The 22,361-nt window shown below is 71.0% G+C and carries 20 protein-coding genes; 16 read left to right on the top strand and 4 right to left on the bottom strand.

Going from position 1 to position 22,361, the window contains the following annotated elements:
- The first annotated feature begins 13 nt into the window (after window positions 1–13).
- The 4 genes from OGH68_RS11550 (at window position 14) to OGH68_RS11535 (ending at window position 5,900) form a co-directional block, all read left to right on the top strand.
- Window positions 14–3,217 carry a S41 family peptidase gene (locus OGH68_RS11550; protein WP_264243297.1) on the top strand — a complete coding sequence of 1,068 codons (3,204 nt, stop codon included), beginning with the start codon at window positions 14–16 and terminating at the stop codon, window positions 3,215–3,217.
- Between the two features lie 313 nt (window positions 3,218–3,530).
- Window positions 3,531–3,890, top strand: coding sequence for a histidine triad nucleotide-binding protein (locus tag OGH68_RS11545; protein ID WP_264243295.1), 360 nt, complete (start codon window positions 3,531–3,533; stop codon window positions 3,888–3,890).
- Window positions 3,891–3,906: 16 nt separating this feature from the next.
- A complete protein-coding gene (locus OGH68_RS11540) occupies window positions 3,907–4,818 on the top strand; it encodes a ribonuclease Z (RefSeq protein WP_264243293.1) in 912 nt (303 codons plus the stop codon).
- Window positions 4,819–4,898: 80 nt separating this feature from the next.
- A complete protein-coding gene (locus OGH68_RS11535; protein ID WP_264243292.1) occupies window positions 4,899–5,900 on the top strand; it encodes an adenosine deaminase in 1,002 nt (333 codons plus the stop codon).
- Window positions 5,901–5,976: 76 nt separating this feature from the next.
- On the opposite strand, the gene OGH68_RS11530 is transcribed toward OGH68_RS11535, so the two are convergent.
- Window positions 5,977–7,239, bottom strand: a complete 1,263-nt coding sequence (locus OGH68_RS11530) for a YncE family protein (protein WP_264243291.1) — start codon at window positions 7,237–7,239, stop codon at window positions 5,977–5,979.
- Window positions 7,240–7,400: 161 nt separating this feature from the next.
- On the opposite strand from OGH68_RS11530, the gene OGH68_RS11525 reads away from it, so the two are divergent.
- From OGH68_RS11525 to OGH68_RS11500, 6 genes are all read left to right on the top strand, one after another.
- Entirely contained in the window at window positions 7,401–8,048 is a 648-nt protein-coding gene (locus OGH68_RS11525) for a TetR/AcrR family transcriptional regulator (protein WP_264243290.1), read from the top strand.
- A gap of 261 nt (window positions 8,049–8,309) precedes the next feature.
- Window positions 8,310–9,359 (top strand): carbohydrate kinase family protein, encoded by a 1,050-nt coding sequence (locus tag OGH68_RS11520; protein ID WP_264250021.1) that lies wholly within the window; start codon window positions 8,310–8,312, stop codon window positions 9,357–9,359.
- Window positions 9,360–9,488: 129 nt separating this feature from the next.
- Window positions 9,489–11,591 carry a PhoH family protein gene (locus OGH68_RS11515; RefSeq protein WP_264243289.1) on the top strand — a complete coding sequence of 701 codons (2,103 nt, stop codon included), beginning with the start codon at window positions 9,489–9,491 and terminating at the stop codon, window positions 11,589–11,591.
- Between the two features lie 12 nt (window positions 11,592–11,603).
- Window positions 11,604–12,101 carry an rRNA maturation RNase YbeY gene (gene ybeY, locus OGH68_RS11510; protein ID WP_264243288.1) on the top strand — a complete coding sequence of 166 codons (498 nt, stop codon included), beginning with the start codon at window positions 11,604–11,606 and terminating at the stop codon, window positions 12,099–12,101.
- A complete protein-coding gene (locus OGH68_RS11505) occupies window positions 12,098–13,402 on the top strand; it encodes a hemolysin family protein (protein ID WP_264243287.1) in 1,305 nt (434 codons plus the stop codon). The genes ybeY and OGH68_RS11505 overlap by 4 nt, the downstream gene beginning before the upstream one ends.
- Entirely contained in the window at window positions 13,399–13,755 is a 357-nt protein-coding gene (locus OGH68_RS11500) for an MmcQ/YjbR family DNA-binding protein (protein WP_264243286.1), read from the top strand. Before OGH68_RS11505 ends, OGH68_RS11500 begins: the two co-directional genes overlap by 4 nt.
- A 191-nt stretch (window positions 13,756–13,946) precedes the next feature.
- Here OGH68_RS11500 and OGH68_RS11495 read toward each other — a convergent pair whose 3' ends face one another.
- Window positions 13,947–15,350: an MFS transporter gene (locus OGH68_RS11495; protein ID WP_264243282.1), complete on the bottom strand. Its 1,404-nt coding sequence runs from the start codon at window positions 15,348–15,350 to the stop codon at window positions 13,947–13,949.
- Window positions 15,351–15,488: 138 nt separating this feature from the next.
- Between OGH68_RS11495 and OGH68_RS11490 the strand changes: the two genes are divergently transcribed.
- The 5 genes from OGH68_RS11490 (at window position 15,489) to era (ending at window position 18,748) form a co-directional block, all read left to right on the top strand.
- Complete coding sequence (locus OGH68_RS11490; RefSeq protein ID WP_264250019.1) at window positions 15,489–16,355, top strand: helix-turn-helix transcriptional regulator; 867 nt, start codon at window positions 15,489–15,491, stop codon at window positions 16,353–16,355.
- Between the two features lie 26 nt (window positions 16,356–16,381).
- Complete coding sequence (locus OGH68_RS11485; protein ID WP_264243281.1) at window positions 16,382–16,738, top strand: cytidine deaminase; 357 nt, start codon at window positions 16,382–16,384, stop codon at window positions 16,736–16,738.
- 262 nt (window positions 16,739–17,000) lie between these two features.
- Window positions 17,001–17,234, top strand: a complete 234-nt coding sequence (locus OGH68_RS11480) for a hypothetical protein (RefSeq protein ID WP_264243280.1) — start codon at window positions 17,001–17,003, stop codon at window positions 17,232–17,234.
- 139 nt (window positions 17,235–17,373) lie between these two features.
- Complete coding sequence (locus OGH68_RS11475; protein WP_264243279.1) at window positions 17,374–17,634, top strand: hypothetical protein; 261 nt, start codon at window positions 17,374–17,376, stop codon at window positions 17,632–17,634.
- 172 nt (window positions 17,635–17,806) lie between these two features.
- The gene (era, locus tag OGH68_RS11470; protein ID WP_264243278.1) at window positions 17,807–18,748 is read left to right on the top strand and encodes a GTPase Era; all 942 of its coding nucleotides are present in this window, start codon (window positions 17,807–17,809) and stop codon (window positions 18,746–18,748) included.
- A 33-nt stretch (window positions 18,749–18,781) separates the two neighbouring features.
- Here era and OGH68_RS11465 read toward each other — a convergent pair whose 3' ends face one another.
- Both OGH68_RS11465 and OGH68_RS11460 read right to left on the bottom strand, forming a co-directional pair.
- Window positions 18,782–19,048: a protealysin inhibitor emfourin gene (locus OGH68_RS11465; protein ID WP_264243277.1), complete on the bottom strand. Its 267-nt coding sequence runs from the start codon at window positions 19,046–19,048 to the stop codon at window positions 18,782–18,784.
- 59 nt (window positions 19,049–19,107) lie between these two features.
- On the bottom strand, window positions 19,108–20,163 hold the full coding sequence (locus OGH68_RS11460; protein ID WP_264243276.1) for a M4 family metallopeptidase: 1,056 nt from the start codon (window positions 20,161–20,163) through the stop codon (window positions 19,108–19,110).
- 292 nt (window positions 20,164–20,455) lie between these two features.
- Between OGH68_RS11460 and leuA the strand changes: the two genes are divergently transcribed.
- Window positions 20,456–22,219 (top strand): 2-isopropylmalate synthase, encoded by a 1,764-nt coding sequence (leuA, locus tag OGH68_RS11455; protein WP_264243275.1) that lies wholly within the window; start codon window positions 20,456–20,458, stop codon window positions 22,217–22,219.
- Window positions 22,220–22,361: the final 142 nt, after the last annotated feature.

Raw genomic sequence — 22,361 nt, 5'->3', positions numbered from 1 at the left:
CTAGGGTGACGGTGTGACGCACCCTGCCTACCTCCGGTATCCGCATCTGCACGGTGAGCTGATCGCCTTCACCGCCGAGGACGACGTCTGGGTCGCGCCGCTCGACGGCGGCCGGGCGTGGCGCGTGAGCGCAGACAACATGCCCGTGAACCATCCGAGGATCTCGCCCGACGGCACCCGTATCGCCTGGACCTCGTACCGCGACGGTCTGCCCGAGGTGCATGTCGCCCCCGTCGACGGCGGCCCGTCGGAGCGGCTCACCCACTGGGGGAGCTACCGGACCTCCGTACGGGGCTGGACACCGGACGGCCGCGTGCTGGCGCTCACCACCCACGGCCAGGCGTCCCTGCGCCGCAGCTGGGCGCACGCGGTGCCGCTCGACGGCGGCCTGGCCACCCGGCTCCCCTACGGGCCGGTCGGCGGTGTCGCGTACGGTCCGCGCACGCTGCTGCTGTCGGCCACCATGGGGCGCGAGGCGGCTGCCTGGAAGCGCTACCGCGGCGGCACGGCGGGCAAGTTGTGGCTCGACCGCGACGACGACGGGGAGTTCGTACGCCTCCACGAGGACATCGACGGGAATATCGAGTACCCGCTCTGGGTGGGGGGCCGCATCGCCTTCCTCTCCGACCACGAGGGCGTCGGCGCCCTGTACTCGTCGCTGCCCGACGGCTCCGACCTGCGCCGCCACACCGGCCTCGACGGCTTCTACGCCCGCCACGCCGCGACCGACGGCACCCGCGTCGCCTATGCGAGCGCCGGTGAACTGTGGCTCCTCGACGACCTGGACGGTGCCGAACCGCGTCGTCTGGATCTCCGGCTCGGCGGACAGCGCACCGATCTCCAGCCACGGCCCGTCGATGCCGCCGACCACCTCGGCGGCGCCGCCCCCGACCACACCGGGCGCGGCAGCGCCGTCGAGATCCGCGGCGGCATCCACTGGGTCACCCACCGCGAGGGGCCGGCTCGTTCGCTGGCCGTCGAGCCCGGTGTACGGGCCCGGATGCCGCGCACGTTCCGCGTCGACGGCGAGCAGTACGTCGTCTGGGTGACCGACGCGGAGGGCGACGACGCGCTCGAGTTCGCGCCCGCCACCGGTACCGCCGCCGGCGCCACGCCGCGCAGGCTCGCCGCCGGTCGGCTCGGCCGCGTACTGAGCCTGGCCGTCGCTCCCGACGGGAGCCGAGCCGCCGTCGCCTCGCACGACGGCCGGGTGCTGCTCGTCGAGCGCGAGACCGGCGAGGTGCGCGAGGTCGACCGCAGCGAACACGGCGACGCCGACGGCCTGGTCTTCTCGCCCGACTCGGCCTGGATCGCCTGGTCGCACCCCGGCCCCAGCCCACTGCGGCAGATCAAACTTGCCAACACGGGTGACCTGACCGTCTCCGAGGCGACGCCGCTGCGCTTCGCCGACTTCCAGCCTGCCTTCACCCTCGACGGCAAGCACCTCGCGTTCCTCTCCGAGCGCGCCTTCGACCCGGTCTACGACGCCCACGTCTTCGACCTGGCCTTCGTCGGCGGATGCCGGCCGCACCTGATCACACTGGCGGCGACCACCCCGTCGCCGTTCGGGCCTCAGCGGCACGGCCGGCCCTTCGAGTCGGACAAGGACGGCTCTTTGGACCAGGACGAGAGCGCGGAGCCCGTCACCCGTATCGACCTCGACGGACTCGCCGACCGCATAGTGCCGTTCCCCGTGGAGGCCGCCAGCTACTCCACGCTGCGCGCCGCCAAGGACGGGCTGCTGTGGCTGCGCCACCCGCTGCGCGGCGTCCTCGGCGCCACCCGCGCCACGCCCGAGGACCCGGAGCCGAGGACGACCCTCGAGCGGTACGACACCGGCAAGCAGCGCGTCGAGGAACTCTCCTCCGACGCCTCCTACTTCCGCGTCAGCGGCGACGGCAAGCGGGTCCTGCTGTACACCGGCGACAAGCTCAAGGTCGTCCCCAGCGACCGCGAGGCCTCCCACGACGACGACGCCAACGACAACGCCGCGAGCGTCACCGTCGACTTGTCCCGGGTGCGCCGCACCGTCGAACCGGGCGCCGAATGGCGGCAGATGTACGACGAGGCCGGGCGCCTCATGCGCGACCACTTCTGGCGTCCCGACCTCGGCGGGGTCGACTGGGACGGTGTGCTCGACCGATACCGGCCCGTCCTCGACCGGGTCGCGACCCACGACGACCTCGTCGACCTGCTGTGGGAGGTCCAAGGGGAGCTGGGCACCTCGCACGCGTACGTCATGCCGCACGGCGGCCACGGCGACGCGTCCACCCGGCAGGGCCTGCTGGGCGCGGACATCTCCCGTACGGACGACGGCACCTGGCGCATCGACCGCATCCTGCCGTCCGAGATTTCCGACCCCCATGCGCACTCCCCGCTCGCCGCACCCGGTGTGGCCCTGCGCGCCGGCGACACCCTGCTCGCCGTGGACGGCCGGCCCGTCGACCCGGTCAGGGGCCCGGGGCCGCTGCTCGTCGGTGCGGCGGGCAAGCCCGTCGAACTGACCGTCTCCCCGGCCGGCGGCGGTGACCCGCGGCACGCCGTCGTCGTCCCACTGGCCGACGAGGAGCCGCTGCGCTACCACGCGTGGGTCGCCGACCGGCGTGCCTACGTCCACGAGAAGTCCGGCGGCCGCCTCGGATATCTGCACGTTCCCGACATGCAGGCGCCCGGCTGGGCCCAGATCCACCGCGACCTGCGGGTCGAGGTGGCGAAGGACGGCCTGGTCGTGGACGTGCGGGAGAACCGGGGCGGTCACACGTCGCAGCTCGTCGTCGAGAAGCTGGCCCGCCGTATCGTCGGCTGGGACCTGCCGCGCGGCATGCAGCCGTCCAGCTATCCGCTGGACGCGCCACGCGGTCCGGTCGTCGCCGTCGCCAACGAGTTCTCCGGCTCCGACGGCGACATCGTCAACGCGGCGATCAAGGCGCTCGGCATCGGGCCCGTCGTCGGCACGCGCACCTGGGGCGGCGTCGTCGGCATCGACAGCCGCTACTCCCTCGTGGACGGCACGCTGGTCACCCAGCCGAAGTACGCCTTCTGGCTGGAGGGTTACGGCTGGGACGTGGAGAACCGGGGCGTCGACCCGGACGTCGAGGTCGTCGCCACGCCTCAGGACCAGGCGGCGGGGCGTGACCCGCAACTGGACGAGGCGATCCGCCTGGCCCTGTCCTCCCTCGCGGAGATCCCGCCGAAGCAACCGCCGTCGCTCCCGTAGCCCGGGGCCGCTCCTCACGACCCGGTGGCCGTGGGGAGCAGCCGCCCCGGAACCAGGGCCTGGGCTTCTGGCCCGGTGCCGTGGGAGCCCCCCGCTCGCCCGGAAGCCGGGGCCCCGGGTCTCCTGGCCCCGTGCCGTGGGGCGCCCCCGGCCCGCAGGCACGTACAGCCGGGGCCCGGGTGCAGCAGAACGGCCCGCTCCCAGCTGCCGCTGGCATGCCCTGCCGGCCTCCGGTCACGGCGCCAACCACGGGCCCGGCACCGGCCGATACGATGCTCCTGCAAGTCGTCGGAGCGTCAGGAGGGACCGCGGCATGGCCGGAGAACCGCAGGCGGACTGTCTGTTCTGCAAGATCGTCGCCGGGGAGGTGCCCGCCACGGTCGTGCGTGAGACGGAGACCACCGTCGCCTTCCGTGACATAAACCCCCAGGCCCCGACCCACGTCCTCGTGATCCCCAAGGCGCACTACGCGGACGCCGCCGCGCTCGCCGCGGGAGCTCCGCAGCTCGCCGCGGACGTGCTGCGTGAGGCAGGACAGGTCGCCGCCGACGAGAAGGCGGAGGAGAGCGGCTACCGCGTCGTCTTCAACACCGGTTCCGGCGCCGGCCAGACCGTCTTCCACGCCCACGCGCACGTGCTCGCAGGCCGCGGCCTCGAGTGGCCGCCCGGGTAGACGGAAGCGACACACCTTGTCCGTACGTGAACTCGTGGTGCTGGGCACGGCCAGCCAGGTCCCGACCCGGCACCGCAACCACAACGGCTACCTGCTGCGCTGGGACGGTGAGGGGCTGCTCTTCGACCCGGGGGAGGGCACACAGCGCCAGATGCTGCGCGCCGGTGTGTCGGCGCACGACATCAACCGGATCTGCGTCACGCACTTCCACGGCGACCATTCCCTCGGCGTCGCCGGGGTGATCCAGCGGATCAATCTGGACCAGGTCCCGCACCCGGTGTCCGCGCACTACCCGAAGAGCGGGCAGCGGTTCTTCGACCGGCTGCGGTACGCGACGGCGTACCGCGAGACGGTGAAGCTCAAAGAGGCCCCGGTCTCGGCCGACGGAGTCGTCGCGAGCACGGCGGGCTACACCCTGCACGCGCACAAGCTGTCGCACCCCGTCGAGTCCTACGGCTACCGGCTCGTCGAGCCGGACGGCCGCCGGATGCTGCCGGAGAGGCTGGCGGCGCACGGCATCAAGGGCCCGGACGTGGGCCGGATCCAGCGTGAGGGTGTGCTCGACGGGGTCACCCTCGACGAGGTGAGCGAGGTCCGCCGGGGGCAGCGGTTCGCGTTCGTGATGGACACCCGGCTCTGCGACGGCGTGCAGGCGCTCGCGGAGGGCTGCGACATGCTCGTGATCGAGTCGACGTTCCTCGACGAGGACGAACAACTCGCCGCCGACCATGGCCACCTGACGGCTGGCCAGGCGGGTCGGGTGGCGCAGGAGGCGGGCGTCCGCCACCTGGTATTGACGCACTTCTCGCAGCGGTACACGGACGCCGCCGCCGAGTTCGAGCGGCAGGCCAGGGCGGCCGCCGGCTTCGACGGCGAGGTGACCGTCGCCAGGGACCTCTGGCGCGTCCCCGTGCCGAAGCGGGCCTGAGCTCCCCGCTCCGGGCCGGCTGCGCGCGCCCCCGCGCCCGTGCCCCGTGGTCCCGAGGTGGCACCGCCTAGGATGTGATCATGCCCCTCCCCAAGGCCGAACTCCACCTTCACATCGAAGGAACCCTGGAACCCGAACTCGCCTTCGCGCTCGCGGCGCGCAACGGCGTCGAGCTGCCCTTCGCGGACGCCGAAGCGCTGCGCCACGCCTATCTGTTCAAGGATCTGCAGTCCTTCCTCGACCTCTACTACGGGCTGATGGCGGTGTTGCGCACCGAGGAGGACTTCGCGGATCTGGCCGATGCCTACCTGGAGCGTGCCGCCGCGCAGGGCGTGCGGCACGCGGAGATCTTCTTCGACCCGCAGGCGCACACCGCTCGCGGCGTCCCTATCGGCACGGTCGTGGAGGGTCTGGCGCGCTCCCTCGACCGGGCCGAGGAGCGCCACGGCGTCTCCACCCGCCTGATCATGTGCTTTCTTCGGGACGAGCCGGCCGAGTCGGCGCTCGCGACCCTGGAGGCGGCGAAGCCGTATCTGCACCGGATCACCGGCGTGGGCCTCGACTCCGCGGAGACCGGCCACCCGCCGTCGAAGTTCCGCGCGGTGTACGAGGCGGCCGCGGCGCTCGGTCTGCGCAGGGTCGCGCACGCGGGCGAGGAGGGACCACCGGCGTACATCCGGGAGGCCCTGGACGTTCTCGGCGTCGAGCGGATCGACCACGGGCTGCGCTGCATGGAGGACGCGGAGCTGGTGACACGGCTGGCGGGCGAGCGGATCCCGCTGACGCTCTGTCCGCTGTCGAACGTACGCCTGCGCGCCGTCGACGTGCTGGAGGACCATCCGCTGGCGCGGATGATGGAGGCCGGCCTGATGTGCACGGTCAACTCCGACGACCCGGCGTACTTCGGCGGCTACGTCGGCGACACCTTCCACGCCGTGCACGAGGCGCTGGGTCTGGAGGACGAGCAGCTGCGGGAGCTGGCCCGCAACTCGTTCCTGGCGTCGTTCCTGGACGACGACGAGGAGCGCCGCGCCCGGTATCTGGCCGAGGTGGAGGCGTACGAGTTCGAGCACGCCGGCTAGGCGCAGCGCAGGGCAGAGCAGCAGAGCAGGGCAGGCCGGGCCCGGCGCGGCGCGCGCGTCCGGCCTGCCCGGCGGCTCAGTCCCCCGCGGGGCCGGTCCAGCCGGCCGGTACGTGCGCGATGCGCACCCGCTGCGGGTGGTCGCCGACGGCGACGGTGGCGACCTTCCTGCCGGTGGCGAAGTCGATCGCGGTGACCGCGTCGGCGCCGCTCTCGGAGATGACGCAGGATTTGCCGTCGCCGCTGACGGTGGCCCAGTAGGGCTTGGCGGCGGGCACCAGCGGGCCCTCCTGCAGGGTGTCCCGGTCGACGACGGTGGCGTAGTCGTCCATGGTGCCGGCGACGCAGAGCTTGTCGCCCCTCGGGTTCATGGACATGCCGTGATGACGGGAGTCGTTGACCCAGGTGGTGCGGTCCTCGCTGGTCGCCGGGTTCTTCGGGAGCGTCTTCACCCGCGTGATGCTGTCCGTCGCGACGTCGTACTCGACGAACCCGTTGAAGAACGACACCTGGAAGTAGAGCTTGGACTCGTCAGGGGTGAAGGCGACGGGCCGGATGGAGTCGGAGAGGTCCTTGCGGCCGAAGGCGTCGAGCCGTTCGCGCATGTCGATGACCTTCACCTGCTGAAAGGTCCGCGTGTCGACGACGGTGATACGGCGGTCTCCCTTGGTCCAGTCGAGCCAGGGCGCGTCGAGCGCGGTGTTCACCTCGCCGATGGACATGTTCCACAGGTAGCGGCCGTCGTCGGTGAAGACGTTCTCGTGCGGCTTGTCGCCGGTCGTGAACGAACCGGCCTGTTCGCCGGTCTCGATGTCGAGGACGTGCACGGTGTTCGACGTGGAGGCGGAGACGGCGACGCGCTTGCCGTCGGGGGAGACGGCCATGTGGTCGGAGCGGAAACCGGAGACGGGGAAACGCCAGTTGATCTTCCCGGTGGCGAGGTCGATCGAGACGACGTCGGCGAAGCTGGGGCGGGAGACGACCATGGCGGACCCGTCGGGGGTCGCGTACATGTCGTCGACGAACTGGTCGTGGCCTTCGCCGGGGCCCTGGCGGATGCCGAGGAAGAAGGCCAGTTTCACCGGGTTGAGGTAGATCTCCCTCAGCCGCTCGTTCTTGTCGGGGATGACGTCGATCCGGCCGATCCTCGCGAAGTCGCCGCGGGCCTCGATGACATCGGCGGTGCCGTCCCAGTTGTTGCCGACGAACATCGCCTCCCGAAGGGCCCCCGCGTCCGGGGCCGCGGGGGCCGCGGCGTTCGCGGTCACCGAAGCGGTGGCGGTCAGAGCCAGGGCGGCGACGGCCGCGCCGACGGCCCGCCTGGTGCTGGACAGAGACATCGTCGTTCCTTCCACGGAGGCGGCCCCAGTGGTCCGGGCGCAGTCTGAAAACGGAACCGTTCAGATTGAGCTACTGGAAAGTAACGAGCAATGCGGGGCTTCACAAGACTTCGGACACGCCGAACACCAAAATGAGTCCGCGAACGACGAGGGAGGTGCCCGTGGCAGGCAGGGTCCGGCCGGCGACCGGCCGATACGGAGGCAGGTCGGCCGAGGAGCGCCGGGCGGACCGCCGCCGGCGGTTCCTCGACGCGGGCCTCGAGCTGTTCGGTGACGCGCCGGGCTACCGCGCGACCACCGTCGCGGCGCTGAGCGAGGCGGCCGGGCTCTCGACCCGGCAGTTCTACGAGGAGTTCCGCACCCTCGAGGACGTGCTCGCCGCCCTGCACCTCCAGGTCAACGACTGGGCCGAGGAGGCGGCGCTCGCGGCCCTCGCCCGGGCCGTGGAACTGCCGGTGGCGGAGCGGGCGACGGAGGTCTTCCGCGCCTACGCGGCGAACGTGACGGGCGATCCGCGGCGTATCCGGATCACTTTCCTCGAGATCGTCGGGGTCAGTCCGCAGATGGAGCGGCAGCGGCTGGCGCGCCGGGCCCGCTGGGTGGACTTTATCTGCGCCGAGGCGGCGCGCGCCGTCGAGCGCGGGGAGGCCGAGCCGCGTGACTACCGGGTCGCCGCGGCGGCTTTCATCGGCAGCGTCAACGGACTGCTCCACGACTGGGCGGTCGGATGGGTGGACGCGACGCTGGACGAACTCGTCGACGAACTGGTCCGGATGCTGCTCGGCATCCTGCGTCCGGTGGCCCTGTAGGCCCTTGCCGACCGGCCGGAGGGACCGGCCGGCGTCCTCGGGGAAGACCCGGCCGCCGATCGCGCAGCCGCGTCTCCGCGCCCGTCTTCCGGCCCGGTGTCGGTGGCGTCGGGCAGACTGGCTGAAACTGCACCATGTACGGGAGTGCCCACGGTGACGACTCGTAACGGAAAGCAATTGTCGCGGCCGGCCGGCCCCGGCCCCCTCGCGGCCGCCCGACCCGCGGCCTCCGCGGCCGCGTGCTTCGACCCCCTCGCGGCACTGCGGACGCCGGGCGATCCCGACTGCGACGTGTATCTGACCGGCAATGTCTTCCTCGACATCATCTTCACCGGCCTCGACTCCGCCCCTGTGCGCGGCACCGAGTCATGGGCCCGCGGGATGGGGTCCAGCCCCGGCGGCGTCGCCAACATGGCCACCGCCCTGGCCCGTCTCGGGCTGCGCACGTCCCTCGCCGCCGCCTTCGGGGACGACCACTACGGCGAGTACTGCTGGGACGCCCTCGAGGAGGGCGAGGGCATCGACCTGACCCTGTCCCGGACCGTCCCCGGCTGGCACTCCCCGGTCACCGTCTCCATGGCGTACGAGGGCGAGCGCACCATGGTCTCCCACGGCCACGAGGCCCCGCCGCCCGAACCCGCCCCCGACTGCCCGCCGCCCGCCCGTGCCGCGGTCGCCTCCCTCACCCCGGGCATCCGGGCGGACTGGATCGCCCAGGCCGCCCGCAAGGGCACCCGGGTCTTCGCCGACGTCGGCTGGGACGAGTCGGGACGCTGGAACCCGGACGACCTGGCCGACCTGGAGCACTGCGAGGCCTTCCTGCCGAACGCGGCCGAGGCGATGCGCTACACCCGCACCGACTGCCCGCGCGCCGCCGCCAGGGCCCTGACCGAGCGGGTGCCGCTCGCCGTCGTCACGCTCGGCGCGGAAGGCGCCTATGCCGTGGACGGCTCCACCGGCGAGAGCGCGGAGGTCCCCGCCATCCAGGTCGAGGCGCTGGACCCGACGGGCGCCGGGGACGTGTTCGTGGCGGGATTCGTCACCGGCACGCTGGCGGGCTGGCCGCTCGCCGACCGGCTCGCCTTCGCCGGGCTGACCGCGGCCCTGTCGGTGCAGGAGTTCGGCGGGTCGCTGTCCGCTCCCGGCTGGTCGGAGGTCGCGGCCTGGTGGGGGTCCGTCCGGGCCCTGCGGGACCAGGACCCGGCAGCCCTGCGCCGGTACGGTTTCCTCGAGCGGCTGCTGCCGGCTCCTGCCAGGCCGGGGCCGCTGCGCCGTGCGGTCCCCACGATCGGCTTCGGCCGCTCTGCCTGAGGCGGCGCCGACCGGCTCGGTAAAAGCCTTCGGCCTTGTCAGTGGCACGTCGTACTCTGGATGTTCCAGAGGTTGTCGAGCAGCGAGAACCCTGCAACGGGAGGTATGTGCAGGCCACAGAGCCGGCCCATGACTCAGACACCCACAGACCAGACCCCAGCGCCGGGCCAGGCGCGAGCCCACTTCACGGTCCCGGCCAAGCACCCGATGGTGACGGTTCTCGGCTCGGGTGACGCCCTGCTGCGCGTGATCGAGAAGGCCTTCCCGGCGGCCGACATCCATGTCCGGGGCAATCAGGTGAGCGCGGTCGGGGACGCTCGGGAAGTAGCCCTGATCCAGCGCCTGTTCGACGAGATGATGCTCGTGCTCCGCACCGGGCAGCCGATGACGGAGGACGCAGTGGAACGCTCGATCGCCATGCTTAGGGCGGCCGACGACGGCTCCGGCGAGGCCGTGGCCGAGACCCCGGCCGAGGTCCTCACCCAGAACATCCTCTCCAGCCGTGGCCGCACCATCCGCCCCAAGACGCTCAACCAGAAGCGGTACGTCGACGCGATCGACAAGCACACGGTCGTCTTCGGCATCGGCCCGGCGGGCACCGGCAAGACGTACCTCGCCATGGCCAAAGCCGTGCAGGCACTGCAGTCCAAGCAGGTCAACCGCATCATCCTGACCCGCCCCGCGGTCGAGGCCGGTGAGCGCCTCGGCTTCCTGCCCGGCACGCTGTACGAGAAGATCGACCCGTATCTGCGGCCGCTGTACGACGCGCTGCACGACATGCTCGACCCCGACTCCATCCCGCGCCTGATGGCGGCGGGCACGATCGAGGTCGCGCCCCTGGCGTACATGCGCGGGCGCGCGCAGCCGGTCTTCACCAAGGTTCTGACGCCGGACGGATTCCGTCCCATTGGGGACCTTCAAGTCGGAGACCTGGTCATCGGGTCCAGCGGTGAGCCGACCCCCGTCCTCGGCGTCTACCCGCAAGGTGAGAAGGACATCTACCGCCTCACGGCGCAGGATGGTTCCTCGACTCTCTGCTGCGCTGATCACCTCTGGACGGTTCGGACCGCTTCCGACCGTCGCCGGGACAAGCCCTGGCGGGTCCTCGAGACGAAGGAGATGATCGGCAACCTCCGCGCGGCACACGCCAGGCGGTACGAATTGCCGCTCCTGACGGCTCCGGTGTGCCTCCCAGAGCGTGAGGTCCCGATGGACCCCTACGCTCTCGGCCTGCTGCTCGGCGACGGCTGCCTGACGGGCAGCACCACTCCTTCCTTCGCCACGGACGACCCGGAGCTCGCCGAGGCGCTCGACGCGGCACTGCCCGGCGTCGTGGTCCGTCGCAAGTCCCACGTGGACTACGTCCTGAACAGGGTGAGAGCACAGGGCGACGTGATCACCCTGGAGAACCCTGTGACCGGCGTGCTGCGCGCGCTGGACCTGCTCGGCACCCGCTCGCACTCGAAGTTCGTTCCGGAGCTCTACCTTCAGAACTCGGCAGAGGTCAGGCTGGCGCTGCTCCAGGGCCTGCTGGACGCGGACGGCGGTCCCGTGGCTCAGGACGGGCAGAGCTGTCGCGTGCAGTACTCGACCACCTCGATCCTCCTGCAGGACGACGTGGTCAGGCTCGTCCAGTCGCTGGGCGGTGTCGCCTACACCCGTAGGCGTCCGGCCGAGGGCCGTGCACCCGGTAGGGCGAAGGGGCGTGACGTCCCGTACCGCTACGACGCACATGTCGTCGACATCCGGCTTCCCGAGAACATCGAGCCGTTCCGCCTGGCTCGCAAACGTGCCACGTACCACGCGGCCGGCGGCGGTGGACGCCCGATGCGCTTCATCGACAGCATCGAGCCCGCCGGCCGTGAAGAAGCCGTGTGCATCCAGGTGGCAGCTGAGGACTCGCTGTACGTCACGGAGGACCATCTGCTGACTCACAACACGCTCAACGACGCGTTCATCATCCTCGACGAGGCGCAGAACACGAACCCCGAGCAGATGAAGATGTTCCTCACCCGGCTGGGCTTCGACTCGAAGATCGTGATCACCGGTGACGTGACTCAGGTCGACCTGCCGGGCGGCACCAAGAGCGGTCTGCGCCAGGTCCGGGACATCCTGGACGGCGTCGACGACGTGCACTTCTCCCTGCTCACCTCGCAGGATGTCGTACGGCACAAGCTCGTCGGCCGTATCGTCGACGCGTACGAGCAGTACGACAGCCGCAACGGGAAGTAGAACAGCCGCACCATGTCGATCGACGTCAACAACGAGTCCGGAACCGAGGTCGACGAGCAGGCGATCCTCGACATCGCCCGCTACGCCCTCGCGCGGATGCGTATCCACCCGCTCTCCGAGCTCTCGGTGATCGTCGTGGACGCCGAGGCCATGGAGCAGCTGCACATCCAGTGGATGGACCTGCCGGGACCGACCGATGTCATGTCCTTCCCGATGGACGAGCTCCGTCCGCCGGGCAAGGACGACGAGGAGCCTCCGCAGGGGCTCCTCGGTGACATCGTGCTCTGCCCCGAGGTCGCGAAGAAGCAGGGCGAGGACGCGCCCACGCAGCACTCCATGGACGAGGAGCTCCAGCTCCTGACCGTCCACGGGGTGCTGCACCTGCTCGGCTACGACCACGAGGAGCCGGACGAGAAGGCCGAGATGTTCGGTCTGCAGGCCGCGATCGTCGACGGCTGGCGGTCGGAGAAGGGTCTCACCGGGCCCTCCCCGGCGCCGACCGTCTCATGACCGGCCAACTACTCGCCGGTGCCGTCGCGCTCGTCGTCGTCGCCTGGCTCGCCGCCTGCGCAGAGGCCGGCATCGCCCGCGTCTCCAGCTTCCGCGCCGCGGAGGCCGTACGGTCCGGGCGGCGCGGCGCCGAGAAGCTGGAGCAGGTCGCCGCCGACCCGACCCGCTATCTCAACGTCGCCCTGCTGGTGCGGGTGGCCTGCGAGATGGCCGCCGGAGTGCTCGTCACCTACGTCTGCCTCGAGGAGTTCGCGGAGACGTGGTCGGCGCTGCTCGTCGCCATCGCCGTGATGGTGCTGGTGAGTTACGTCGCCGTCGGCGTCTCCCCGCGCACCATCGGCCGTCAGCACCCGCTCAACACCGCCACCGCCTCCGCGTACGTGCTGCTGCCGCTGGCCCGCGTCATGGGCCCCGTCCCGCAGCTCCTGATCCTCATCGGCAACGCCCTGACCCCCGGGAAGGGGTTCCGCAAGGGGCCGTTCGCCTCCGAGGCCGAGCTGCGGGCGATGGTCGACCTGGCGGAGCAGGAGTCGCTGATCGAGGACGAGGAGCGCCGCATGGTGCACTCCGTCTTCGAACTCGGCGACACCCTGGTCCGCGAGGTGATGGTGCCGCGCACCGACCTCGTCTCCATCGAGCGTTACAAGACCGTCCGGCAGGCGCTGACGCTGGCACTGCGCTCCGGCTTCTCCCGTATCCCGGTCACCGGCGAGAACGAGGACGACATCGTCGGAGTCGTCTACCTCAAGGACCTGGTCCGCAAGACGCACATCAACCGCGACGCGGAGGCGGACCTGGTCTCCACCGCGATGCGGCCGGCCGTCTTCGTACCCGACACGAAGAACGCGGGAGACCTGCTGCGGGAGATGCAGCAGAAGCGCAACCACGTCGCCGTCGTCATCGACGAGTACGGCGGCACGGCGGGCATCGTCACCATCGAGGACATCCTCGAGGAGATCGTCGGCGAGATCACCGACGAGTACGACCGCGAACTGCCGCCCGTCGAGGAACTGGGCGGCGGCCGTTTCCGGGTCACGGCCCGGCTCGACATCGGCGACCTCGGCGAGCTGTACGGCCTCGGGGCGGACGAGCTCGACGACGAGGACGTGGAAACCGTCGGCGGCCTGCTGGCCAAGGCGCTCGGCCGGGTCCCGATCGCGGGCGCGGAGGCGGTCGTGGACCTCCCGGACGGCCGGGCGCTCCGGCTGACCGCGGAGTCCCCGGCGGGCCGGCGCAACAAGATCGTGACGGTGCTCTCCGAGCCGGTGGAGCAGCCTGCGGCGGAAGGGGCGGTGGGGTGACACCGGAGGAACTGCGGGCGTTCTGCCTGGAATTCAACGCCGCGGTGGAGGAATTCCCCTTCGGCCCCGAGACCTCGGTCTTCAAGGTCCTCGGCAAGATGTTCGCCCTCAGCGCGCTGGACGCCACCCCGCTGACGGCCAACCTCAAGTGCGAGCCGGACCTCGCGGTCCGCCTGCGCGCGGACCACCCGGGCGTGATCGTCCCCGGCTGGCACATGAACAAGCGCCACTGGAACACGGTGACGGTGGCGGCGCTGCCGGACCGGATGGTCAGGGAGCTGGTGGAGGACTCCTACGACCTCGTGGTGGCGGGGCTCCCCCGAGCGGACCGCCTCCGCCTGAACCGCCCCTGACGCCCCCGCCCCCGGCCGCGGCGCCTCAATCGCCGGCGGGGCTGCAAAGCAGCCCGGCCGGCGATTGAGGCCACCCGCGCGAAGCGCGGTACCGGGGTCCGGGCGGAGCCCGGTTTCGGGAAGGGGCGGGGTGGAGGAACGGCCCCGCGCAGCGGCCCCACCCGCAGCGGCCCCCACCCCCGCCCCCCCGCTCAGCGACCCCGTCGCCCCCGCAGCCCCACCCCAACCGTCGCCGCCGCCGCAAGCACGATCGCCGCGTCCGCGGCCAGCACCACCCGTACCCCGTCGAAGAGGGACGGCCCCGTCGTCGCCAGCACCCCCAGCAGGGGGATGCCCACGGTGATGCCCACCTGCTGCGTCGTCGTGACCAGGCCCGTCGCCAGGCCCTGTTCCCCGTCCGGCACGCCCGACGTCACCGTCAGGCCGTACGAGATGATCGCCCCGAGGTGGCACACGCTCGCCAGCGAGACCCCGGCCGTGGCGAGCAGCGCGCCGGACTCGGCGCCGAGGCCCAGCAGCGCGGCGGTGAACAGGCCCTGGCCGGCGAGGCAGGACGCCAGCACGCGGCGTGCCCCGAAACGGCCGATGACCTTCGGGGCGAGGACGCCGGCGATCACGGAGAGGACGCCCTGCACGCCGAAGACCAGGCCGGTGCGGAACGCCGACAGGCGCAGCGTCTCCTGGAGGTACAGCGTGAGGACGAACACGACCGTGCTCATCATCGCGAACGTGACGAGCCCGCCCAGGTTGCCGAGGGCCACCGTCCGCCGCCGCAGCATCGGCAGCGAGACCAGTGGCGCGGGGCTGCGCGTCTCGACGACGGCGAAGACGATCAGCAGGGCGACGCCCCCGACGAGCGTCACGACCACATCGGCGCCGCCGAAGCCGCGTTCGGCCGCCGTGGACAGTGCGTAGATCACGGCGAGGAGCCCGCCGGTGACGGTGACCGCGCCCGGCACGTCGAGCCGTGGCCGCAGCGGGGTGCGGGACTCGGGCAGCAGCCCGGGTGCGAGCGGCAGGACGATCAGGGTGAAGAGCGCCAGCAGACCCATCGTCGAGCGCCAGCCCAGGGTGTCCGTCACGACCCCGCCCAGCACCATGCCGATCGTGAAGCCCAGCGAGAGCAGTGTGCCGCTGATGCCCAGCGCCCGGTCGCGCTGCGGCCCCTCGGGGAAGGTGGTGGTGAGCAGCGACATGCCGGTGGGCACGATGACGGCCGCGCCGACGCCCTGGAGCGCCCGGCCGGTGAGGAACGACGCGGGGTCCCAGGCGAACGTCGCGAGGAGCGAGGCCGCGCCGAAGACGGCCAGGCCGCTGAGGAACAGCCGGCGCCGCCCGTAGAGGTCGGCGATCCGGCCGAACAGCAGCAGAAAGCCGCCGGACGGCAGGGCGAAGGCGGTGACCGCCCACTGCAGGGACGACGGGTTCATCCCGAGGTCCCGGCCGAGGACGGGAAGCGCCACGTTCAGTACGGAGAAGTCGAGCGCGACCATGAACTGGGCGGCGCACAGCACGAACAGGACCAGCCGGGAGCGTCCGTCGAGCCGGGGCGGCGCGCCCGTACCGGCGGTGGGCGGGGAGATGTCGGTAGCCATTCGCATCACACTCCGGCGGCCGGAGCGTCCGTGGGGAGCGGCAACTTATCCTGTTGGCCGGACCACCACGCAGACGAACGGGCATACGAGCAGGGGGAGTACGTGGCCACGTCGGTCGAGCAGGGCACGGCGGACGCCATGAAGGCGCACCGTCTGGGGGAGTTGCGCGAGTTCCTGATGAGCCGGCGCGCCCGGATCACCCCGGCGGAGGCGGGTCTCCCGGACGGCGGCGCCCGGCGTCGTACGCCGGGGTTGCGCCGGGAGGAGGTCGCGGTCCTCGCGGGCGTCGGTGTCTCCTGGTACCAGTGGCTGGAGCAGGGCCGCGACATCACCGTCTCGCCGCAGGTACTGGACTCGGTCGGCCGGGTGCTCAGGCTCAGCAGCGCGGAGCGCCGCCATCTGTACGTCCTCGCGGGCCTCAACCCGCCGGCGCCGGAGGTGGATCCGGACGACCGGGACATGTGCGCCGGGCTGCGGCGGCTGATCGACGCGTGGATGCCGTACCCGGCGCACATCATGGACGGGTACTGGAACATCGTCATGTACAACGACGCGGCGGCGGCGGTCCTCGGGATGCGTCCCGACATCGTGCAGAACTGCCTGATCGCGTACTTCACGGACCCGATCTACCGTGCCCGCAGCTCCGGTTGGGACACGATCGCGCCGCAGGTCGTCGCGCAGTTCCGGGCCGCCTGCTCGGAATGCCCGGACGACGAGGGCTTCCGGGCGGTGGTCGCGGAGGCGAAGGCGGCCAGTGCCGAGTTCACCGAGCTGTGGGAGCGTCGTGACATCGCGCCCGGCGGGCAGATCCGCAAGGAACTGGAGCATCCGCTGACGGGCCGGCTGGTCCTGGAGTCGACGCAGCTGAGGGTGCCGGCCCGCCCCGACCTGGTCATCGTGATGCACACGCCGGTGCCCGACGGGACGACGGACACGGCGGCGAAGCTGGCCTGGCTGGCGGGCCCCGAGGGCCGGCGCGGCTCGGTGTATCCCGTGGCGGGCTGACCGGGGCGCCGATCTATGCTCGGGGCATGACGCAGAGTTCCGACCTCGGCCCCGAGGACCGCAAGATCATCACGCTGGCGCGCAGCGCCCGGGCCCGCAACGGTGTGCCCGAGGGCGCGGCCGTGCGCGACGAGACCGGCCGTACCTATGTCGCCGGGACCGTGGCCCTGGACTCGCTGAAGCTCAGCGCGCTGCAGACCGCCGTCGCCATGGCGGTCGCCAGCGGTGCGCAGTCCCTGGAGGCGGCGGCTGTCGTCTCGGAGGCCGGCGCCCCGGCCGACGAGGACCGGGCCGCCGTGCGCGACCTCGGCGGTCCGGACACCCCGGTCCTGCTCGCCGCCCCGGACGGCTCCCTCACGTCGTCCACGCCCGCGGGCGCCTGACACACCGGCGGGCGCCTGACGCACGGACGCGCCGGTGCGCACGGACGCACCGGCGCGCCTGAGGCACCGGGCGCCTGAAGCGCGACCCACCAGTGCGCGATCCCGCGGAAACCGGCCCCAAATGCCGCTGACATGCGGCTCGTTATCTGCGACCACATCGCCCTCGGCCTTCAGGAGGCCGACGGAAATCCGATGGCGCTGGACGCGTTCGGTATGGAGCGCGGGGCGACCACCTATCACGACTGGCCCGGAAACGGCGCCTTTGTACAAGAAATTCCAGGCGTATCTCGCGGAGGGTTCCACCACGCGCATGTCGTTCGATCTGGACGGCTTCACCGACCCGGTGGCCTCGGCGAAGGCCGGTAGGACGGTCGACTCGAGCGGATTCGAAGGACTGACGAACTGGGAGCTCTATCAGATCAGTCAGTCGTCGCACGCCTGGGATAGGATCACCTGGTACCGAGGAGGTGTGGTGGTTGACAACCCCTTCAAGTGACGCCCCCGGCGCGCGGGTCCTGTTCCGCTCGGACCGTGTTTTCAAGGTCTGGCGTTATGGGGTGGGCCATTCCCAGCTGCTTCTCCGGTCCGTTCCGGACGACACGGAGAACAGGTGCCTCGATATTCTCTTCGAGGGCGTGAGCGCCATGCAGCTCGTCACCCGGTACGCATCGGTCGAGCTGATGTCCGCGATTGCGGAGGAAGCGGACCGGATTCTGGAATTCTCCGGGCTGGATCCGAAATGGGAGGACCGCTTTCTCGTCGTTTCCCTCCGCTCGGAAAGCGGTTCGGGAACGGTGTTGTGCAGAAAGGTGAGCGCGCTGCGCGGCGGTGAGGACCCGTTCGGGTCCGAAGGCGCCTTCGAGGACGGTGACGTCCTGTGGAGCACCGGCGGATGAGTGAGCCGCCCGGTTCGGCTCCCCGTCCCTGAACAGGACGCCGGCCGGCGCCCCGCGCACCGGGGGACGCCGGCCGGCTTTGTTCCGGGGAGAGGGGGCGGTGGCCCGGCCGGAGGCGCCGGAGGCGGGCGCGCGTGACCGGGGGCCCGTGACATCAGGGACAATGGGCGCCATGAGCGCTCGTACCCAGTCTTCCGAAGCCCCCCATCGGGCCGGCTTCGCCTGCTTCGTCGGCCGCCCCAACGCGGGCAAGTCCACCCTCACGAACGCTCTGGTCGGCCAGAAGGTGGCGATCACCTCGAGCCGGCCGCAGACCACCCGGCACACGGTGCGCGGCATCGTGCACCGTCCGGACGCGCAGCTGATCCTGGTCGACACCCCGGGGCTGCACAAGCCGCGGACCCTGCTCGGGGAGCGCCTCAACGACGTGGTGCGCACCACGTGGGCCGAGGTGGACGCGATCGGCTTCTGTCTGCCCGCCGACCAGAAGATCGGCCCCGGCGACCGCTTCATCGCCAAGGAACTCGCCGGGATCAAGAAGACCCCCAAGGTCGCGATCGTCACCAAGACCGACCTCGTCGACTCCAAGACGCTCGCCGAGCAGCTTCTCGCGATCGACATGCTCGGCAAGGAGCTCGGTCTCGAGTGGGCCGAGATCGTGCCGGTCTCCGCCGTGGGCGACAAGCAGGTGCAGCTGGTCGCCGACCTGCTGATCCCGCTGCTCCCGGAGAGCCCGCCGCTCTACCCGGAGGGCGACCTCACGGACGAGCCCGAGCAGGTGATGGTCGCCGAGCTGATCCGCGAGGCCGCGCTGGAGGGCGTGCGGGACGAGCTTCCGCACTCGATCGCGGTGGTCGTCGAGGAGATGCTGCCGCGTGAGGACCGCCCCGCGGACCGTCCGCTGCTGGACATCCACGCCAACGTCTACATCGAGCGACCCAGCCAGAAGGGCATCATCATCGGCCCGAAGGGCAAGCGCCTGAAGGAGGTCGGCATGAAGTCCCGCAAGCACATCGAGGCGCTGCTGGGCACGCCCGTCTTCCTGGACCTGCATGTGAAGGTCGCCAAGGACTGGCAGCGCGATCCGAAGCAGCTGCGGAAGCTGGGCTTCTGAGCGAGGGGCGGGGCCGGGGCCCCAGGGCGAGGGTCAGGACCCTTCCTTGAGCACCAGCGAGATCAGCTGCCGCTGTGCGTCGGTCAGCCGGGGATCGGAGCAGTAGACCGTGCGCCCGTCAACCGTGAGCTGGTAGCTGAATCCGTCGGGGACCCCGATGGGCGGGGTGTCCCGGCCGTCCGCCACCGCCTGTTCCGCCAGGGCGTGCACCTCGCCCGCGTCGTCCCGCTCCGAGGTGTCGACCTCGGCGTGACGCTCGATGCCGGCGAAGCCGCCCGTACGCCTTACCTGGATACGCATGGTTCCCGTTCTAGTACACAGCGGGGCCGGGCGACAGCCGGGCCGCCCGGCCCGGGTGGTCATTCGGACGTCTTCACGCCGACCTGCGACCATGCCTTGAGCACGGCCTCCAGTTCCTCGCCGTCGCCGTAGCGCGCCTTCGCGGCGGCCGTCGTCAGCCGGGCGAAGCTCCCGAAGTCGGCGTCCACCGGCAGTTCGCCCCCGGTGAGCACGTCGAACCAGATCTGCCCCGCCCGCTCCCAGGCCCGCCCGCCGAGCCGGGTGGCGAGCAGGTAGAAGGCGTGGTTGGGGATGCCGGAGTTGATGTGGACACCGCCGTTGTCGCGGCCCGTCCGGACGTAGTCCTCCATCGTGGCGGGCTGCGGGTCCTTGCCGAGCACGTCGTCGTCGTACGCGGTCCCCGGCGCCTTCATCGAACGCAGTGCGACGCCCTCGACCCGGGGCGCGAGCAGCCCCGCGCCGATCAGCCAGTCGGCCTCGTCGGCGCTCTGGCCCAGGGTCCGCTGCTTGACGAGTGAGCCCAGCACGTCGGACACCGACTCGTTGAGAGCGCCGGGCTGGCCGAAGTAGCTCAGATTCGCCGTGTACTGGGTCAGGCCGTGGGCCAGCTCGTGCGCGATGACGTCGACCGCGACGGTGAAGTCGAGGAACACCTCGCCGTCACCGTCACCGAACACCATCTGCTCACCGTTCCAGAAGGCGTTCGAGTACTGCTCGTCGTAGTGGACGGTCGCGTCCAGCGGCAGGCCGGCCCCGTCGACGGAGCTGCGTCCGTAGGCGGTCAGCAGCTCGAAGGTCGCGCCGAGGCCCGCGTACGCACGGTTGACGGTGGCGTCCTTGACCACCTCTTCGCCCTCGCCGCGCACCCGGGTGCCCGGCAGCGCGGTGCCGTTCCGCGCGTCGTACACGGTGCGTCGCGGCCCGTCGGCCGGTGCGGCGACGGCGCGTGCGGCGGCACCGATCACGGTGGTCAGCCGGCGCCCGGTGCGGTGCGCGGCGTCGGCCTGGAGGGTGCGCCGGGCGGGTCCGGAGACGGCCGGGTCGTCGGCGCGGGCGAGCTTGTCGAGGATGTGCGGCGGCACGATGCCGCAGAAGACCGGGGTGCGAATGTCCATGAAGCGAATGTGGCAGTACGTGATGGGTCTGTCGCGGAAAGCGAGAGTGGTTAATGAAATGGAGTGATAGGCAACATTTGACCGTTACTGGCCGGTCGTCCCGCATACTGAAACAGACCCCACGCTCACGCTGAGGCTCGGCTAGTCTTCTTCGCATCATGCGTTTCGGGCTGCTTCTCCTTAGCTGCCGCGGCGAGGGCTTGTAGTCGTAGGCCGACCCCCTCCCCGCGGAGTCTGGTGCTGCTTCGACCCAGTCGGCCCCCTTCCCGCAGGATCAGAGGAGCCCCACGTCATGTCCCAGTCGCAGTGGATCGGCCGTCCCACCCCGATCACCAACACGACGCACATGCAGAAGCCGTCCGGGATGCCGATCCACAAGTACGGCCGGTACGAGGCCGTCGAGATCCCGGACCGCACCTGGCCCGAGCAGCGGATCACCAAGGCCCCGCGCTGGCTGTCCACCGACCTGCGGGACGGCAACCAGGCGCTGATCGACCCCATGAGCCCCGCGCGCAAGCGCGAGATGTTCGACCTGCTGGTACGCATGGGCTACAAGGAGATCGAGGTCGGTTTCCCCTCCTCCGGCGAGACCGACTTCAACTTCGTGCGCTCCATCATCGAAGAGGGCGCGATCCCCGACGACGTCACCATCTCGGTGCTGACGCAGGCCCGTGAGGACCTGATCGAGCGGACCGTCGAGTCCCTGGTCGGCGCCAGGCGCGCCACGGTCCACCTGTACAACGCCACCGCTCCCACCTTCCGCCGCGTGGTGTTCCGCGGCTCGAAGGACGACATCAAGCAGATCGCGGTCGACGGCACCCGGCTGGTGATGGAGTACGCGGAGAAGCTGCTGGGCGACGAGACCGCCTTCGGCTACCAGTACAGCCCCGAGATCTTCACCGACACCGAGCTGGACTTCGCCCTGGAGGTCTGCGAGGCGGTCTGCGACGTGTGGCAGCCCGGCCCCGGCCGCGAGATCATCCTGAACCTGCCCGCCACCGTGGAGCGTTCCACGCCCTCCACGCACGCCGACCGCTTCGAGTGGATGTCGCGGCACCTGACCCGCCGCGAGCACGTCTGCCTGTCCGTCCACCCGCACAACGACCGCGGCACCGCCGTCGCCGCCGCCGAACTGGCGATCATGGCGGGCGCGGACCGTATCGAGGGCTGCCTGTTCGGGCAGGGCGAGCGCACCGGCAACGTCGACCTGGTCACCCTGGGCATGAACCTGTTCTCCCAGGGCGTCGACCCGCAGATCGACTTCTCGCAGATCGACGAGATCCGCCGCACCAGCGAGTACTGCAACCAGATGGAGATCCACCCGCGCCACCCCTACGCGGGCGATCTGGTCTACACCGCCTTCTCCGGCTCCCACCAGGACGCCATCAAGAAGGGCTTCGACGCCATGGAGGCCGACGCGGCCGCCGCCGGCAGGAGCGTGGACGACATCGAGTGGGCCGTGCCGTACCTGCCCATCGACCCCAAGGACGTCGGCCGCTCCTACGAGGCCGTCATCCGCGTCAACTCGCAGTCCGGCAAGGGCGGTATCGCCTACGTCCTGAAGAACGACCACAAGCTGGACCTGCCGCGCCGGATGCAGATCGAGTTCTCGAAGATCATCCAGGCCAAGACCGACACCGAGGGCGGCGAGGTCACCCCGTCCGCGATCTGGTCCGTCTTCCAGGACGAGTACCTGCCGAACCCCGAGAACCCGTGGGGGCGCATCCAGATCCGTTCCGGTCAGACCACCACCGACACGGACGGCGTCGACACGCTGACCGTCGAGGCGGTCGTCGACGGTGCGGACACCGTGCTGACCGGCTCCGGCAACGGCCCGATCTCCGCGTTCTTCGAGGCGCTGAACGGCATCGGCGTCGACGTACGCCTGCTGGACTACCAGGAGCACACGATGAGCGAGGGCGCGTCCGCGCAGGCAGCCTCCTACATCGAGTGCGCGATCGACGGCCAGGTGCTGTGGGGCATCGGCATCGACGCCAACACCACGCGCGCCTCGCTGAAGGCGGTCGTCTCGGCCGTCAACCGCGCGGCGCGCTGACACACCCGCACTTCGGTCCCGGACGCCGGGCCTGCTCGATCGTGAGCAGGTCCGGCGTTTTGCGCTGCTGTGCACGCAGTTGTGCCGGGGAGCGGAATCAGCCATGTCGATTCACACCTCCTCCGGGGTGCTGACGCGACAT

The organism is Streptomyces peucetius (assembly GCF_025854275.1).
GTDB classification, from domain to species: domain Bacteria; phylum Actinomycetota; class Actinomycetes; order Streptomycetales; family Streptomycetaceae; genus Streptomyces; species Streptomyces peucetius_A.
Note: the sequence above shows the minus strand (reverse complement) of the source record. Positions and strands in the feature narration are given on the sequence as shown.